We start from the raw sequence: 14,958 nt of genomic DNA, 5'->3' as shown, positions 1-14,958 counted from the left end.
GTTTGATTAACCCTCCTTTTTTGATTCAATCACATCAATAATAACGCGATACCCTGAATCAGTTTTTTCTTGTTTTGATTTAATCGTTACACCGTTATTTTCTATAACTTGAACCGCTTGTTTTAGGGTATTAATCACTAATCTTTTATCAGGATTACCTTTTTTCGTGTTTTTCTTTTCAGACACTTTTGATTCTGGTTTAATTTTATTAGCTGAAATTAACTTTTCGGTTTCTTTCACTGTTAATTTCTCTTTTAAAATACGTTTTAATAATTTTTTTTGATTGCTAGCTGATAAACTAACCATTGCTCTTCCGTGACGTTCGGATATCTGTTGCGCCATAATGGACGTTTGTACGTCATGTTCTAATTTTAATAAACGCAATTTATTAGCAACAAATGCTTGGCTTTTACCCATATCTTCAGCTAATTTTGACTGTGATAAGTGGTTTAAACTCATTAGTTTACTGTAGGCCTCTGCTTCTTCAATTGCTGTTAGTTCCTCACGTTGTAAATTTTCAATTAGTGCCATCGAAGCCGCTTGGTCGTCGTCCATTTTCTGAACAATTGCCGGAATTTTTTTCCATCCTAATGAAGATGCTGCCCGAAAACGACGTTCCCCAGCAATAATCTCATATTTTCCAGTCTCATACTCTCGCAAAATAATAGGCTGCAATAACCCGTGTTCTTTAAGGGTTTGTGCTAATTCATCAATTTTTTGATCATCAAAGACACGACGAGGTTGGAAGCGATTGGGTACAATAGTCGTAACAGAAATGTCACTAACCTTCGTTTGATTCGTTTCATCTTCTTGTTCTTGTTGATTTTTACGATTTCCTAAAAATGAAAATGCCATTTTCCGACGACCTCCTGACTATATCTTATTTACAAGTGGGGTACGTCCAGGTACACCCGCTTTTCTAGGGTATTTTTTAGGACTTAATTTGACTTTATCAACGACTAATAGATGACGTTCGTCATCTGAAATTGGTAAAGTAAATTCATGATTAGCCACAACTTGACCACCTAAAAGCTTGATAGCATATTCGGCATCGACTAATTCTTCGTCCATTTTTTGAGCTTTGAGAGCGATAAATTGACCATTTAATTTAACTAAAGGTAAGCACAATTCAGATAGTACGCTCAATCTTGCAACAGCACGAGCTGTCACGATATCATATTGTTCTCTATATAAACTTTTTTTACCTGCAAATTCTTCAGCACGATTATGAAAAAAAGCAACCCCTGTAATATCTAATTTGTCCGCCAATTCATTTAAAAAGTTGATACGTTTATTCAACGAATCAACAATAGTCACCGTTAATTGCGGAAAAGCAATCTTCAGTGGAATTGAAGGGAAGCCGGCACCTGCGCCGACGTCACAAATAGATAAGGGCTCGCTTTGTATTTCTTTTGAATAAAAAGCAGGCGTTAAAGAATCATAAAAATGTTTCAAATAAACGTCTGATTTTTCTGTAATAGCAGTCAGATTAAGGTTTTCATTTGTCATTACTAAAAATTCATAGTATGTTTCAAATTGTGCCATTTGTCTGTCTGTTAAATTAATGTCTTTTTCAGCTAATGCTTGACGAAATTCTTCTGGATTCATATGACTGGCCCTCCGTTATTTGTGAAACAAAACGATGTTTCACGTCCTGTTTAACTTTAACGTATTTAGGCCAGAAATACAAGCCAACTGTAAGATTCTCTATCCTACTAATTTATCAAATTTTTTAAGTTTTGAAATTAATAATTCGACAAATTTTGCACGGTCAATTGATAGTAAGACTTCTGTATTTTTTTCTAATCCCAATAAATCAAATTTATCAACGATTGTCTCACCTTTAGTAAGATCACCATTCACCTCAACATCAACATGGTACTTTTCACTTGTGAATAATTCAGGATGTAACATCCAAGCAATTGTACAAGGGTCATGTAATGGAATACCGTCGAATCCCCATTTTTCTTGACCATAGTAAATACCATAAAATTTCAATAACCCGTAGGCTGATTGCGCTACTTTATTATTAATCTTACCAATTTCTTCAATTTCAGAATCTAAAATTTGTGCTTGATGAGTTAAGTTTAATCCAGCCATAACCATTGGAATAGAGTCATTTAAAACCATTTTTGCTGACTCTGGGTCCACGGCAATATTAAATTCTGAACCAGGTTTAACATTTCCAACATCCGTTGAGCCACCCATAAAGACAATTTTTTCAATTTTATTTTTTAATTCAGGATAGACAGCTAAAAATAGTGCCATATTCGTCATTGGGCCCGTGACAACCATTGTAACTTTTTCAGCACTTTTAGATAATGTTTCTGCAATTAACTCAATTGCTGTTAAATTAGTTGCTGGAATTTCAGATTTAGGTAACTCTGTTCCATCAACACCAGTATCTCCATGAACGGCATCGGCAATCATTAATTCTTGTAGTAAAGGTTTTTTATTTCCACTAGCAACTGGAACATCTGTCCGTTCCATCAATGTTAGTAGTCGACAAGCGTTATCAAATGTTTTATCAGGTGTTTGATTTCCAGCGGATGTTGTCACCGCACGTAAATCAAATTCTGGTGAAGCAATAATCATCATTAACGCTAATGCGTCATCATGTCCTGGATCACAATCTAAAATAATTGGTGTTTTTGTCATAATAAAATCTCCTCTTCAATCGAATTATTTTTCTGCATTTTTAATGCAATTAATAAATATATTTATGATCAGCCTTATTAAAATTCCAGAATGGTACTTTTACAACACCTTGAATTTTCGACTTATCAACGAACCCCCAGTAACGACTATCATTAGATACTGAACGATGATCTCCTAGAACAAAATATTTATCTGAAGGTACTCTGATAGCTGAAGTATCTTTAGCCCATTGATTATCTACAGCCAATGACTTGAATGTCCAGTTTTTAGCATTTATGTTCTGAACCCTTGTCCCTACTGTTTTTTGATAAGTTGAAATATAAGGTTCTTCAATTTCTTTACCATTAACATAGACATGATCATTTTTAAATTCTACTGTATCACCAGGCATTCCAATAACACGTTTAACATACTCTTGACCCTCAGTTGCATCAGGATCTACGCCGTATGCATCAAAAACAACAGTACTAAAGCGCTTAATATCAATAACTTTAACAACAGCAACATGCTCATTATTAACTAAGTTAGGTTGCATCGATGGCCCATCAACACGTACCATTGTGACAACAAATGTTTTTAAAAGCATCGCGATTATTAAACCGATTGCAATCGGTATAATCCAACTCATTATTTCTTTAACTATTCTTTTCATATTTCCACCTAATCATTATATTTTTTATCCCCTTATTTAGTTAATTATACGCCAACTATTTAAGGACTTTCAATATCCAATAATTCAAATGATACCAGACAATGAAATCCCTTTCTATTAAAACTTAAAATTTCATTTGCAACCATGTAAAACGACTGGTATAGTTTTAATTAGTTCTAGTAGTATAGAAACATAAGGTTTCTGTAATATCTTTGTAACATCGGGGGGCAATATATTTTAATTTAAAATATATTGAAAGTGTTCTAAACCATTATTGCACATGGGATTTACTAAATTAAATAAATTATAAGTTAAATACATAAATCATCATTATCATTGATATATAAACATTACTTAGTATATATTACAAAATCATGCTAAGTTGTAATAGTTTTTGTATTTGATTGCAACACTAACCGGTTACAATAGTTACTGTAGTATAAATCCAATAAAATAAGAAAGTAGATGTGACTCAACTTGAATAACACACTTAAATCATTATTACTCGGTACAGTTGGTACCGCTGGCCTCCTTCTTGCATCTAACGCAACTGCTGATGCAGCAACAGTTAAAGTTCAAACAAACGATACTGTTTGGGCTTTTTCTCAGAAGTATGGCGTTTCAATCAAAACAATCGAAACTTTAAACAATATTGACGCAAATTCTCATATTATTGTAAGTGGTCAATCATTAAATATTCCTGAAAAGGATAGCAACGCTAAAGCAAGCTCAACACAAAAAAGTACTTCAGCTAAAACAAGTACTATCGTTACTACTAATACTTCAGTAAATAAAACATCCGTTACTGTTAAAAATGGTGATTCATTATGGTCAATCGCTAAAGAAAATGGCATTTCAATCTCAGCACTTCGTTCGGCTAATGGATTTGCTGATAACTCAGCACTTATCTTACCCGGTCAAAATTTAACATTAACTGGTTCAAAAGCGGTAGCTGCAAGTACTACTGTTACTCCCGCTAAAGTAACACCAGCTAAAACTGTTAAAGTAGAAACAAGTACTGCTAAACCAGTTGCTACAACTCCTAAAGCAGAAGTAAGTGCTGCTAAATCAGTTACTGCAACTCCTAAAGTAGAAACAGCTACACCTAAAGCAGCATCTACTACAAATAATAAGACTGTTACTGTTAAAAACGGCGATTCATTATGGTCAATCGCTCAATCAAACGGTATTACTATCTCAGCACTATGTGATGCTAATGGTTTATCTTCTAATTCAATGATTAACCCTGGCCAAACATTAAACTTAACAGGTTCAATGGCTAAAGTAGCTTCTACAACTGCTGAAAAAGTTGTTACACCTGCAAAAGCTACAACAACACCTAAAGCTGCTGTAACTTCTAATGCTACTTCAACACCTAAGGCTGCTACAAGTTCTAATACTGCTTCAACAGCTAACACTGCTGTTGCAAGTTCTAATACTACTTCAACAACTAATACTGCTGCTGCAAGTTCTAATACTACTTCAACAACTAATACTGCTGCTGCAAGTTCTAATACTACTTCAACAGCTAATACTGCTGCTGCAAGCTCTACAACACAAACAGCAAGCTACTCAGCAAGCAAAGTTATCTCTGTTGCTAAAGCATACATAGGTACTCCTTATGTTTGGGGTGGATCAACTCCTTCTGGTTTTGATTGTTCAGGATTCACACAATATGTATTCGCAAAAGTTGGTATTAACTTAAACCGTAATACTATTGGACAAGAATCAAATGTTTCTAAGAAATCAACTGCTGCTGCTCAACCTGGAGATTTATTATTCTGGGGAGCTCAAGGTTCTACATACCATGTTGGTATTTACTTAGGTGGTGGCCAATATATCGCTGCTCCAGAACCTGGTCAAAATGTTAAAATTGGTGCATTAGCATATTACCCTGCTTCATTTGCTGGTACTGTTAATAAATAATATTATGAAGGTCCCACTCACTAAGTGAGTGGGACCTTTTTTTATGGATTTTAATATATAAAGTATTCTGGTTCGGAATCTATAAAAGTTGCTAAGATTGGAAATAAGTCCGTTAGAAATCTGAATTTTATTATTTGTTCCTTCTAAAAGAGTATTAATCGAATAATTATTAATGTTTGGAAATATCTTCACATCACGCCATCATAAGATTATGTCTGCTATTTAAAAACAAAAATCTTATACTCTTCGGCTTATTCATCATTAATCAAAAACTGGTATTTAATGCTTTTTACCCTACTATTAACAAGTGATATTTGAAACCTTTTATCTTTAAAAATCGTTACTCATTTTAAAATGTTTCATGTGAAACATTTTAAAATGGCATAAATACATAGAAGCAAAACTAACTTTTTCTTTTAATTTTGGCTATTTGGTGTATTATAAAGCTATTCGGGCCCTTAGCTCAGTTGGGAGAGCGTCTGCTCCGCAAGTAGAAGGTCGACGGTTCAAATCCGTTAGGGTCCATAGTAACCACTACAGATTTTAAAAATCAAAAAAGAGATTAACTTCAATTTGAAGTTAATCTCTTTTTCTTACGTTTCTATTTAATAAGGTTTTCCATTTGCAACGTGTTTTGCATGTTGCAACAGCGCTGTCATAGTTTCAATAATATGCGGATCGTCAATTTGATAGTACATTAACTTTCCTTCTCGTCTCTGACTAATTATTTGATGCGTTTTTAATAAACTTAATTGATGAGATAAGTTTGTTTGTTCAACATTAAGTATCTTTGATAATTCAGTTACATTATATTCATGTTGTTCCAATAAATAGATTAATTGTAATCTTATTCGATTATTCAATAGCTTAGTTATCATAATTGATTCATCAAGTTCACTTTTTGGAATTTCATTGTACGGTTGCATTATTTTCCTCCTACATAAAGTGCTGAATAGTACCACTTTCTAATAATATATATAGACCTAAGAAAACATAAACAATTAGAGTGATTAAATTACCAAAATTTTGAAAAAATTCTTGGATTTTAGGTAAATTAGTAATCATTTTACTCAACCATGTAATGATACATAAGAATATAAAAAATAGCATCAGTACAATAGGTACATCCCTAATAGATAATGTCGTGAAAAATGGGACGTAGATAGCAAGATTATCTGGTCCACAAGTTGCAATAGTAATCATAATTACATTTAAAATTATGCCTTGACCCGGTTTTCCTAATTTCTCCCGGACCTCATTACCCTCATCTTCATCACTAAAATACATTTTTATACCCATTATAATCGGAATAAGTCCCAAAAATCCTAAGATCCATTCTTCAGGAATCAGTTTTAACCAAAAGGCAGCAATCAAACTAACTGCTATAAGCGTCCCACTACCAAGTAGCTCTCCTATAAATATTAATTTTTCTTCATGTTTATTTTTATACTTAGCAAAAATAATAATTAGAATTAAAAGATAATCGATATTTGTTGAAATGAATGCGAGTACAGTTGAACCTAATAGTGTGACCATTATAGCATCTCCTCTATATGATATATTATTCATATGATATTTTGTTCATGTGAATAATATATCATATGTTAACGTCCATGTAAACGGTTAAATATAAATTTATTAGTACCTTATTTATTCAAAAATATGCTAGAATTAGTTTATTATCTATTACTTCGGAGGAATTCATATGGACTATCTAATACTGTTACTACCTATTTTATTGTTAGCTATTTGGTATATCAGCTTTCACAAAGAACCACGTCAATTAATTAATGGATTTCTGTTCAATATATTTGTCATTTCTTTAATAGGTGTACTCGCTACTTCCCCTATCAATTTTATGAAAAATAGCGCTGTTTTTATTATCATTGTTGGCGCTATAGGTTTGATATTACTTTCAATTGCAACTATTCCATTTTTATTAATTAATACTGGACTAGTCTTTAAACGTGAAAGTTATTCATTAGCTAACATGCTTGGACTACTACTTGCTATTGTTCTTATCATTCGCTGGTTTGTGACACCTTTAATCAGTACGTGGCCTTGGTATCTTCAATTACCATTTAATTTTGCTTCGTTGACTGGCTTATATCTTATGTTCGCTTTTTTAAATTTCTTGTCTGTTAGTATTTTATATAGCTTACGACGTCCAAAATATGATCAAGACTACATCATTGTACTAGGTGCAGGTTTAATCAACGGTTATAAAGTTAGTAAACTACTTGCCAACAGAATCAAACGTGCTACCAATTTTGCGGACAAACAAATACTATTAGGCGGTAAACGCCCGATTATTATTTTTTCAGGTGGGCAAGGTAATGATGAGTCTATTTCAGAAGCACAGGCAATGCAAAAATGGGCCATCGACAGTGGTTATCCAGAAGAATTTACATTACTAGAAGACAAATCAACAACGACTTTTGAAAATATGCGTTTCTCAAAAAAAATAATTGATCTTGATCATAGAGGGGATCATATTTTATTCAGTTCAAATAACTACCATATCTTTCGTGCTGCAATATTTGCACGAATGGTTGGTGTAAATGCTCAAGGCATTGGCGGGAAAACGCCATGGTATTTTTTACCTAATGCGTTCTTGCGTGAATTCATTGCTATCATAATGCTTCATAAAAATCGTCATTTTATAGTTATTTTGTTGCTCCTTTTACTGTCTATTTTTCAACAGCTTTTTAAATAATTATTACTTCAATACTTACTTAAATTAATTAATCTACTTAAAAGGATAAACCTTTAATTTATGTCATATTGACAAAACTCAGTACTATCGTTAGAATTAATTTTTATTAATATCAGTCTTATAAATTAACTATTTTTGTTGTAATCTAAGCATTAGCTAATAAAAGCTAATGCTTTTTTTATACAGTTTTTTAGTAAGGGAGATTTTATTTATGAATGGGATAGATATACACGATAATTTGAAGGTATTACAAGATTTAAAATTTTTAATTTATGACTTTAGTAACCATAGGATTGATTTTCACAATTTTGATATTTTAACTTTAGATTTACCTACCAAACAAATTGATTTAGTCTCAGCCTATCAAGCACAAAAAATTGACCACACTATTGAAGAAATAGCATGGTCAATCATTAATGATAATCATTTATAAACGGATTACTTTAAGCAATAATTCAGCTGTCGCTTCTCTTTTTTCTTTGGGTAAAGAAGCAAGATAATTAATCAAATCCAGCGTTGCAACACCTTTTAAATTTTGATTAGTAAAGAAGTCAGCTAACGTCATATCCAGCGCTTCAGCAATATCTGATAATTTTTTTATTTTAATATTATCTAACTTACCTCGCTCTATCAAAGAAATTAAACTAACAGAAGATTTTGATTTTTCAGCCAGTTGCTCAATGGTCATATTCAATAATTTTCGTTTAGCACGAATTAAAATTCCTATTTTTTTAAGCATATTAAACTCCTAATCAGAAAGGTTCTCTTTATGGTAAAGGTTTTTAAAACAATCAAACAGATTATAGCTTATCTTTTTTTAATATATATATATATACAAAAACCTTTTAAGCTGATAAAATAACTTAAGTTTCGTTTAAGGTTTGTCTTTATTCGTTGATTTAGTAATTTAAATCTAAGGAGGCCACGGGGGGTATTACTAATTCTGCATCTAACAACCTAAAAAAATACATAAGTACCAATGATTAAAATCCTATTTTATGCGATTGAGTTAGCCATTATTTTATAAACTAAAACTCGCTATGTATACACTAGATTTGGTAACTTTTAGTTAAGTAGTCAAAGTTAATCATATTATTAAGGTAGTTAAAAAGGAGATCCAATGATTAAAAAAGAACAAATCTATTATGCGCCTTCAGATGATTTATCTGGGAGTACGACAAAAAAATTCTGTCCTAATTGTGGAAGTGAAGTTCCTAAGGATGGTAATTTCTGTCCTAATTGTAATTTTGATTTACGTGTTAATTCAGTTGCGTCACAGCAACCTGTTACGCCGGTTCAACCAACACAACAACAAATGCCACCTACACAAACACGAACTGCAAATCCTAAATTACCCATCTCAGGTAAAACAAAATTCATCAGAATTTTGATTGGTATTATCGCTCTTATTATTGTTGTTGGCTACTATGCTGGAACAAAATATTACTCAAAAGAAAATCAAATTGAACGAATTACAGATGCATTAAAAACCGATAAAAACATGGAAGCTTATTTTTCAACATCGGATACGGCATTAAAAATTACTGATGAGTCTATGAAACCTGCATCAGATGCATGGGGTAGTACAGACTCTCTTAAAACTTTTAAAAACGAATTAACCAATGGAGCAAGCACTTCAACACATTTTCATTTAAAAGAAAATGGTAAACATTGGTTATTATTCCCTAAATATACGGCTGACTTTTCAACCGTTTCCGTTAACTTATCAACGAATAGCTCTGGGGCTGTTATCAAGATGAATGATAAAAAAGTTGCTACAGCTGACTCTGATAATTACAGTAAAACAATCTCAAATCTAGTTCCCGGTAACTACACAATAGAAGCAGCTGGCTCTATTGATGGTACTAAACTAAATAATAAATCGACTGAGACGCTCACTAGTTCAACTTCTAACGTCAATTTAGATTTAAGTACACTTACTTTTAGAATTAAAAGTATCGCAAATGCTGATATCTATGTTAATTCTAAAAAAGTTGGTACAACTGATGATGATGGTTCTGCAACAATTGGCCCTATTGCCTCTTCTGGAAACAATCGATTGCAGCTTAAAGAAAAGGTCGGAGACAACACTCTCGTTACCAGTGAATACCAAATTTCAGGTAGCGATGATGATAACGACGTAACTTTAAATAATACAGATGAAAATGGCTTTCAAGATAGTTCTAGTAGCAATTTATTCAATATTAATTTTCCTAATATGTTAACTCTAGATGATGCAGAAAGTTATATAGACAATTTATTTACCCAAATTGATGACTACACTATCGATGGTGATGACTCTAATGAGGATTCAAATGATAGTTATGGCTCAATAGGCAGTTTCTTTGTTAATGGCTCAAGCAATGCAGATGCCAAGGCATGGGTGACTATTGCTAAAAATTATCATGATGATGATGCAATCAGTAGTGTCTCTTATGACGCTAAAGTATTATCAGTAACACCGACAGATAAAAATAAATTTGATGTCGCTTATGATGTTACTTATACGTTCGATTTCACTGATAGTGACGATAATTATTCAACTAAAACACAAGTATTTAGATATACTGCTAAAGTTAATTATTCTAATAACGATGACTTCTTAATCAAGTCAATTACACCCGCTAAAAAAATTAGTGAAAAAATTGAAGACAACTAAACTTTGGAGGAAATAATCATGAAAACATGCCCAAACTGTAGTTCACAACAACCAGAAAATGTAAAATTTTGTACAAACTGTGGATTTGCCTTTTCCATTAAACCAGCCCAAGAAACGGCCGCAACACAATCACAAAACGTACAAGAACCAACAAAATTCCAACAACAATACACGCAACAACAAGATACTAAAGCTCAAAATGAGAATATTGAACAAGCTAAAACATTCGCATCAAATTATTGGTCTTATTTCTTAAATGCCATTAAACATCCCACAATTTTAGAAAATGGTCATAAATATTTCGGCTTTACGACAATTATTTTATTCGCCATATTTAATGATATTTTTGTAAAATTAATAATGGATAATGTTGCTAAATCTGTTAATTCAAGTCTATTTTCAGGACTCTTTAACACTCAAAGTACCTATGCGCCAACAATTGACAGTAGTGTCTACGCAAAATTATTTTTCTTAACACTACTAGCTTTTGCCTTTTACATACTAATTGGATTTTTTGTTCGTAATGTTGTTTTAGGCGATAAGAGTGATACCTTACTTTCATTTACAAATCGCTTTACACACTACCTCATGATCAATCTTGTATTAGCTGTCCTTAGTATGCTTTTCATGCTACTTGGAATGAGAGGCCTTGCTGTATTCATGTATGCTTTAATGGCCCTTATCATGAGTATTGCTTTCATTTTATCGATGATTATTGATACAAATCCACTTAAAATAGATAAACTTTACGGCGTTGTCATTGGACAACTTCTATTAGCTTTAGTTTTCATGATTGTTATGTCAGTATTTGCTGTCAGTTTAGCAGCCAACATAGCTTCAATCATCTCTGCAGCTGGATTTTAAGTTTATTGCTTAACCTAATTATAAAAAGTTAAAAAGGCACCAATCAAGTATACTTGATTGGTGCCTTTTCTGCATTTCTGTACTATTAATTATTAACTTTAGCAATCTTACCCTGTTCAATATAAACAGCAAGAATTGATAAATCAGCAGGATTCACACCACTAATACGACTAGCTTGAGCTAATGTTTCTGGTTGAATCTTAATGAATTTTTGACGCGCTTCCGTCGCAATTCCTTCAATAGAATCGTAATCAATATTTGTTGGAATTTTTTTAGCTTCCATACGTTTTAACTTCGCAACTTTTTCTTGTGCTTTTTTAATATAGCCTTCGTACTTAAATTGGATTTCTACTTGTTCAATAATTCTATGGTCTAATTCATGGTCAGGACCTGGAATAAACTTCTCAATGTCTGCGTAAGTTACCTCAGGGCGACGTAAAAATTCATTAGCCAACACGCCATCTTTCAAAGCGGCACTATTATGTTCTGCTAAGAATGCATTCACATCTTCAGTAGGTTTAATACGGAATGATTGTAATCTAGCTTTTTCGGCTTCAATTTCAGCTTTTTTAGCTTTAAAAATAGCTAATCTCTTTTCAGAAATTAAACCAATATCATATCCTTTTTCAGTTAAACGTAAATCAGCGTTATCATGACGTAAGATTAAGCGATATTCAGCACGAGATGTTAATAGACGATAAGGTTCGTTTGTCCCTTTTGTTACTAAATCATCAATCATAACACCGATATAAGCGTCACTTCGATTTAACGTAAAATCTTCGCGGCCTAAAGCACGTAACCCAGCGTTAATTCCTGCCATTATTCCTTGTCCAGCAGCTTCTTCATATCCAGAAGTCCCGTTTGTTTGACCAGCGGTATATAAATTCTTCACTAATTTAGTTTCAAGCGTTGGTCGTAATTGATAAGGAGCCACGACATCATATTCAATCGCATAACCCGGACGCATTAATTCAGCGTTTTCAAGGCCCTTAATTGAATGAATAATATCTTGTTGGACTTCTTCCGGCATTGACGTAGAAAGGCCCTGAACGTAAAATTCGTCCGTTGAACGGCCTTCTGGTTCTAAGAAGAGCTGATGACGAGGTTTATCAGAGAAACGAACAATTTTATCTTCAATAGATGGACAGTAACGTGGACCCACACCTTTAATAATTCCTGAGAACATAGGTGCACGATCAAGGTTAGCATTAATAATCTCATGCGTTTTCAAGTTGGTATACGTTAACCAACAAGATAATTGATTTTTAACATCAATATAATCTTCATCAGGTGTTTCAAAACTAAAGTGGTTAGGTTCAACATCCCCTGGTTGTTCATCAGTCACACTGTAATCAATTGTATTCCCATCAACACGAGGTGGTGTTCCAGTTTTAAAACGTTCTAAATCAAATCCAAGAGCTTCAAGATTTTCAGATAATTTAATTGCAGGTTGTGAATTATTAGGACCTGATGAATAACTCAATTCGCCAATAATAATCTTACCGCGAGCAGCCGTTCCAACTGTTAAAACAACACTTTTAGAACGGTATTTTGCCCCAGTATTTGTTACAACACCATGACATTCGCCATCTTCAACAATTAAACTATCGACTGTTCCTTGACGTAACGTTAGGTTTTCTTCTTTTTCCATTGTATGTTTCATTTCACTTGAATAAAGATGTTTATCAGCTTGTGCCCGTAATGCTCTAACAGCTGGACCTTTACCAGTATTTAACATACGCATTTGTACATAAGTTTTATCGATGTTACGACCCATTTCGCCACCTAAGGCATCAATTTCACGTACAACAATTCCTTTAGCTGGACCACCAATTGAAGGATTACATGGCATAAAAGCAACCATGTCTAAACTAATTGTGATAAGTAATGTTTTATTACCCATTCGTGCAGCAGCGAGTGCTGCTTCTGAACCAGCATGTCCAGCACCAACCACAATTACATCATAATCTGGGCCGTCATAAGTTTTAATGTCCATTTATATTCTCCTATTTACTAACAATTATTTACCTAAACAGAATTGACTAAATAATTCTGTGAGTAATTCATCTTTGTAGCTATCACCAGTGATTTCACCAAGTAATTCCCAACTTCTAGTCATGTCAATTTGAACTAAATCGATTGGCATACCGGAAGCAATCCCAGTGATCACATCATCTAAAGCAGTCTCAGCTTGATTTAACAAGCCAATATGACGAGAATTAGTAATCATAACTGTTGTTTGGCTATTTTCAATTCCACCAAAGAATAAGTTAGCAATTTTTTCTTCAAGTTGCTTCACACCTTCATGATTTAAGACAGAAATAGAAATAATTTCCGTTGGATCAACCATACTTTCTAATTCTTTACGATCTAGATTTTCTGGTAAATCTGTTTTATTTAAGATAACAATTCGTTTATCATTCTGTGTTAATTTAATGAGCTGCTTATCTTCAGCAGACAAAGGTTCATTGCTATTCAAAACAAGCATGACTAAATCAGCTTGAACAATCGCTTCTTTCGAACGTTCAACCCCAATTTTTTCAACCTTATCTTCTGTATCACGAATACCGGCAGTGTCTACCAATTTCAAAGGTACACCCATAACGTTAACGTATTCTTCAATCACATCACGCGTTGTTCCAGCAACATCAGTTACAATGGCTTTATCTTCATGTAATAAGTGATTCAAAAGACTTGATTTACCAACATTAGGTCGACCAATTATGGCAGTAGCTAATCCTTCACGTAATACTTTACCTTGTTGCGCTGTTTGTAGTAATTCTTGAACATATTGCTTAACATCACGTGCTTTTTCAAGCAATAATTTAGTCGTCATTTCTTCACCAGCATCGTATTCTGGATAATCAATATTAACTTCAACTAATGCCAAAACATCTACGATATCTTTACGTAAATTGCGGATTAGACGTGCTAAATTACCATCTAACTGATTTAGTGCAACTTTCATTGAGCGATCTGTTTTAGCACGAATTAAATCCATAACAGCCTCAGCTTGAGATAAATCAATTCGACCATTTAAGAATGCTCGTTTTGTAAATTCACCAGGTTCAGCTAAGCGTGCCCCATTACTTAATAATAATTGTAAAATTTGATTCGTTGGTACAATACCACCATGACAGTTAATTTCAATCACATCTTCACGTGTAAATGTTTTAGGTGCTAACATAACTGAGACCATGACCTCATCGACTTCTTCATCCGTTTTAGGATTTAAAATATGTCCGTAGTTAATGGTATGACTATCAACGTTACCTAAATTTTTCCCTTTAAATACATTATTAGCAATTTGAACGGCATCCTCACCACTTAATCGAACAATTGAAATGGCACCTTCACCAGGTGGTGTTGATATAGCGGCAATTGTATCAAATTCTGTTAATTCTGGCATATCTTTAAATACTCCCTTCAAGTGCTCTATTAGCAGTTAATTAATCATATTCTTTAAATTTTTTCAAACAAAAA

General features: G+C 33.1%; 14 protein-coding genes and 1 tRNA gene. 6 read left to right on the top strand and 9 right to left on the bottom strand.

The annotated features are described in order from the left end of the window. Positions 1–6: 6 nt before the first annotated feature. From noc to lepB, 4 genes are all read right to left on the bottom strand, one after another. The gene (noc, locus tag AC1RPY_RS00470) at positions 7–855 is read right to left on the bottom strand and encodes a nucleoid occlusion protein (protein ID WP_481761067.1); all 849 of its coding nucleotides are present in this window, start codon (positions 853–855) and stop codon (positions 7–9) included. Between the two features lie 18 nt (positions 856–873). After that, a complete protein-coding gene (gene rsmG / locus AC1RPY_RS00465) occupies positions 874–1,608 on the bottom strand; it encodes a 16S rRNA (guanine(527)-N(7))-methyltransferase RsmG (protein WP_481761068.1) in 735 nt (244 codons plus the stop codon). Positions 1,609–1,707: 99 nt separating this feature from the next. Continuing rightward, the gene (gene rihA / locus AC1RPY_RS00460) at positions 1,708–2,658 is read right to left on the bottom strand and encodes a pyrimidine-specific ribonucleoside hydrolase RihA (RefSeq protein WP_481761069.1); all 951 of its coding nucleotides are present in this window, start codon (positions 2,656–2,658) and stop codon (positions 1,708–1,710) included. Positions 2,659–2,707: 49 nt separating this feature from the next. Beyond that, positions 2,708–3,310, bottom strand: coding sequence for a signal peptidase I (lepB, locus tag AC1RPY_RS00455; protein WP_481761070.1), 603 nt, complete (start codon positions 3,308–3,310; stop codon positions 2,708–2,710). A 477-nt stretch (positions 3,311–3,787) separates the two neighbouring features. Here lepB and AC1RPY_RS00450 point away from each other — a divergent pair, with 477 nt between their 5' ends. Both AC1RPY_RS00450 and AC1RPY_RS00445 read left to right on the top strand, forming a co-directional pair. Then, positions 3,788–5,236 (top strand): C40 family peptidase, encoded by a 1,449-nt coding sequence (locus AC1RPY_RS00450; RefSeq protein ID WP_481761071.1) that lies wholly within the window; start codon positions 3,788–3,790, stop codon positions 5,234–5,236. A gap of 452 nt (positions 5,237–5,688) precedes the next feature. After that, positions 5,689–5,761, top strand: a tRNA-Ala gene (locus tag AC1RPY_RS00445). A gap of 80 nt (positions 5,762–5,841) precedes the next feature. Here the strand turns inward: AC1RPY_RS00445 and AC1RPY_RS00440 are convergent. Both AC1RPY_RS00440 and AC1RPY_RS00435 read right to left on the bottom strand, forming a co-directional pair. Beyond that, complete coding sequence (locus AC1RPY_RS00440) at positions 5,842–6,162, bottom strand: ArsR/SmtB family transcription factor (RefSeq protein WP_481761072.1); 321 nt, start codon at positions 6,160–6,162, stop codon at positions 5,842–5,844. Between the two features lie 10 nt (positions 6,163–6,172). Further along, positions 6,173–6,772: a cadmium resistance transporter gene (locus AC1RPY_RS00435; RefSeq protein WP_481761073.1), complete on the bottom strand. Its 600-nt coding sequence runs from the start codon at positions 6,770–6,772 to the stop codon at positions 6,173–6,175. A gap of 169 nt (positions 6,773–6,941) precedes the next feature. On the opposite strand from AC1RPY_RS00435, the gene AC1RPY_RS00430 reads away from it, so the two are divergent. Together AC1RPY_RS00430 and AC1RPY_RS00425 are read left to right on the top strand one after the other, a co-directional pair. Beyond that, positions 6,942–7,952, top strand: coding sequence for a YdcF family protein (locus AC1RPY_RS00430; RefSeq protein ID WP_481761074.1), 1,011 nt, complete (start codon positions 6,942–6,944; stop codon positions 7,950–7,952). Between the two features lie 211 nt (positions 7,953–8,163). After that, the gene (locus AC1RPY_RS00425; protein WP_409021835.1) at positions 8,164–8,385 is read left to right on the top strand and encodes a hypothetical protein; all 222 of its coding nucleotides are present in this window, start codon (positions 8,164–8,166) and stop codon (positions 8,383–8,385) included. Here AC1RPY_RS00425 and AC1RPY_RS00420 read toward each other — a convergent pair. After that, positions 8,380–8,691 carry a helix-turn-helix domain-containing protein gene (locus AC1RPY_RS00420; RefSeq protein WP_481761075.1) on the bottom strand — a complete coding sequence of 104 codons (312 nt, stop codon included), beginning with the start codon at positions 8,689–8,691 and terminating at the stop codon, positions 8,380–8,382. The genes AC1RPY_RS00425 and AC1RPY_RS00420 overlap by 6 nt on opposite strands. Positions 8,692–9,072: 381 nt before the next feature. On the opposite strand from AC1RPY_RS00420, the gene AC1RPY_RS00415 reads away from it, so the two are divergent. Further along, positions 9,073–10,611 carry a zinc ribbon domain-containing protein gene (locus AC1RPY_RS00415; protein WP_481761076.1) on the top strand — a complete coding sequence of 513 codons (1,539 nt, stop codon included), beginning with the start codon at positions 9,073–9,075 and terminating at the stop codon, positions 10,609–10,611. 18 nt (positions 10,612–10,629) lie between these two features. Then, positions 10,630–11,475: a DUF6574 domain-containing protein gene (locus tag AC1RPY_RS00410; RefSeq protein WP_481761077.1), complete on the top strand. Its 846-nt coding sequence runs from the start codon at positions 10,630–10,632 to the stop codon at positions 11,473–11,475. An 85-nt stretch (positions 11,476–11,560) separates the two neighbouring features. Here AC1RPY_RS00410 and mnmG read toward each other — a convergent pair whose 3' ends face one another. Together mnmG and mnmE are read right to left on the bottom strand one after the other, a co-directional pair. Then, the gene (gene mnmG, locus AC1RPY_RS00405) at positions 11,561–13,471 is read right to left on the bottom strand and encodes a tRNA uridine-5-carboxymethylaminomethyl(34) synthesis enzyme MnmG (RefSeq protein WP_481761078.1); all 1,911 of its coding nucleotides are present in this window, start codon (positions 13,469–13,471) and stop codon (positions 11,561–11,563) included. 24 nt (positions 13,472–13,495) lie between these two features. Continuing rightward, positions 13,496–14,884: a tRNA uridine-5-carboxymethylaminomethyl(34) synthesis GTPase MnmE gene (mnmE, locus tag AC1RPY_RS00400; RefSeq protein ID WP_481761079.1), complete on the bottom strand. Its 1,389-nt coding sequence runs from the start codon at positions 14,882–14,884 to the stop codon at positions 13,496–13,498. Positions 14,885–14,958: the final 74 nt, after the last annotated feature.

It is taken from the genome of Dellaglioa sp. CoH-56-MRSF-12, from assembly GCF_056782075.1.
This window is presented reverse-complemented; position numbering and strand designations above follow the sequence as displayed.

Excerpts from the sequence above, each read along its gene's own strand:
- mnmG (WP_481761078.1), bottom strand. The coding sequence starts at position 13,471 with ATGGACATTAAAACTTATGACGGCCCAGATTATGATGTAATTGTGGTT.
- AC1RPY_RS00410 (WP_481761077.1), top strand. The coding sequence starts at position 10,630 with ATGAAAACATGCCCAAACTGTAGTTCACAACAACCAGAAAATGTAAAA.
- AC1RPY_RS00440 (WP_481761072.1), bottom strand. The coding sequence starts at position 6,162 with ATGCAACCGTACAATGAAATTCCAAAAAGTGAACTTGATGAATCAATT.
- mnmE (WP_481761079.1), bottom strand. The coding sequence starts at position 14,884 with ATGCCAGAATTAACAGAATTTGATACAATTGCCGCTATATCAACACCA.
- rsmG (WP_481761068.1), bottom strand. The coding sequence starts at position 1,608 with ATGAATCCAGAAGAATTTCGTCAAGCATTAGCTGAAAAAGACATTAAT.
- AC1RPY_RS00415 (WP_481761076.1), top strand. The coding sequence starts at position 9,073 with ATGATTAAAAAAGAACAAATCTATTATGCGCCTTCAGATGATTTATCT.
- AC1RPY_RS00435 (WP_481761073.1), bottom strand. The coding sequence starts at position 6,772 with ATGGTCACACTATTAGGTTCAACTGTACTCGCATTCATTTCAACAAAT.
- AC1RPY_RS00430 (WP_481761074.1), top strand. The coding sequence starts at position 6,942 with ATGGACTATCTAATACTGTTACTACCTATTTTATTGTTAGCTATTTGG.
- rihA (WP_481761069.1), bottom strand. The coding sequence starts at position 2,658 with ATGACAAAAACACCAATTATTTTAGATTGTGATCCAGGACATGATGAC.
- AC1RPY_RS00425 (WP_409021835.1), top strand. The coding sequence starts at position 8,164 with ATGAATGGGATAGATATACACGATAATTTGAAGGTATTACAAGATTTA.
- lepB (WP_481761070.1), bottom strand. The coding sequence starts at position 3,310 with ATGAAAAGAATAGTTAAAGAAATAATGAGTTGGATTATACCGATTGCA.
- noc (WP_481761067.1), bottom strand. The coding sequence starts at position 855 with ATGGCATTTTCATTTTTAGGAAATCGTAAAAATCAACAAGAACAAGAA.
- AC1RPY_RS00420 (WP_481761075.1), bottom strand. The coding sequence starts at position 8,691 with ATGCTTAAAAAAATAGGAATTTTAATTCGTGCTAAACGAAAATTATTG.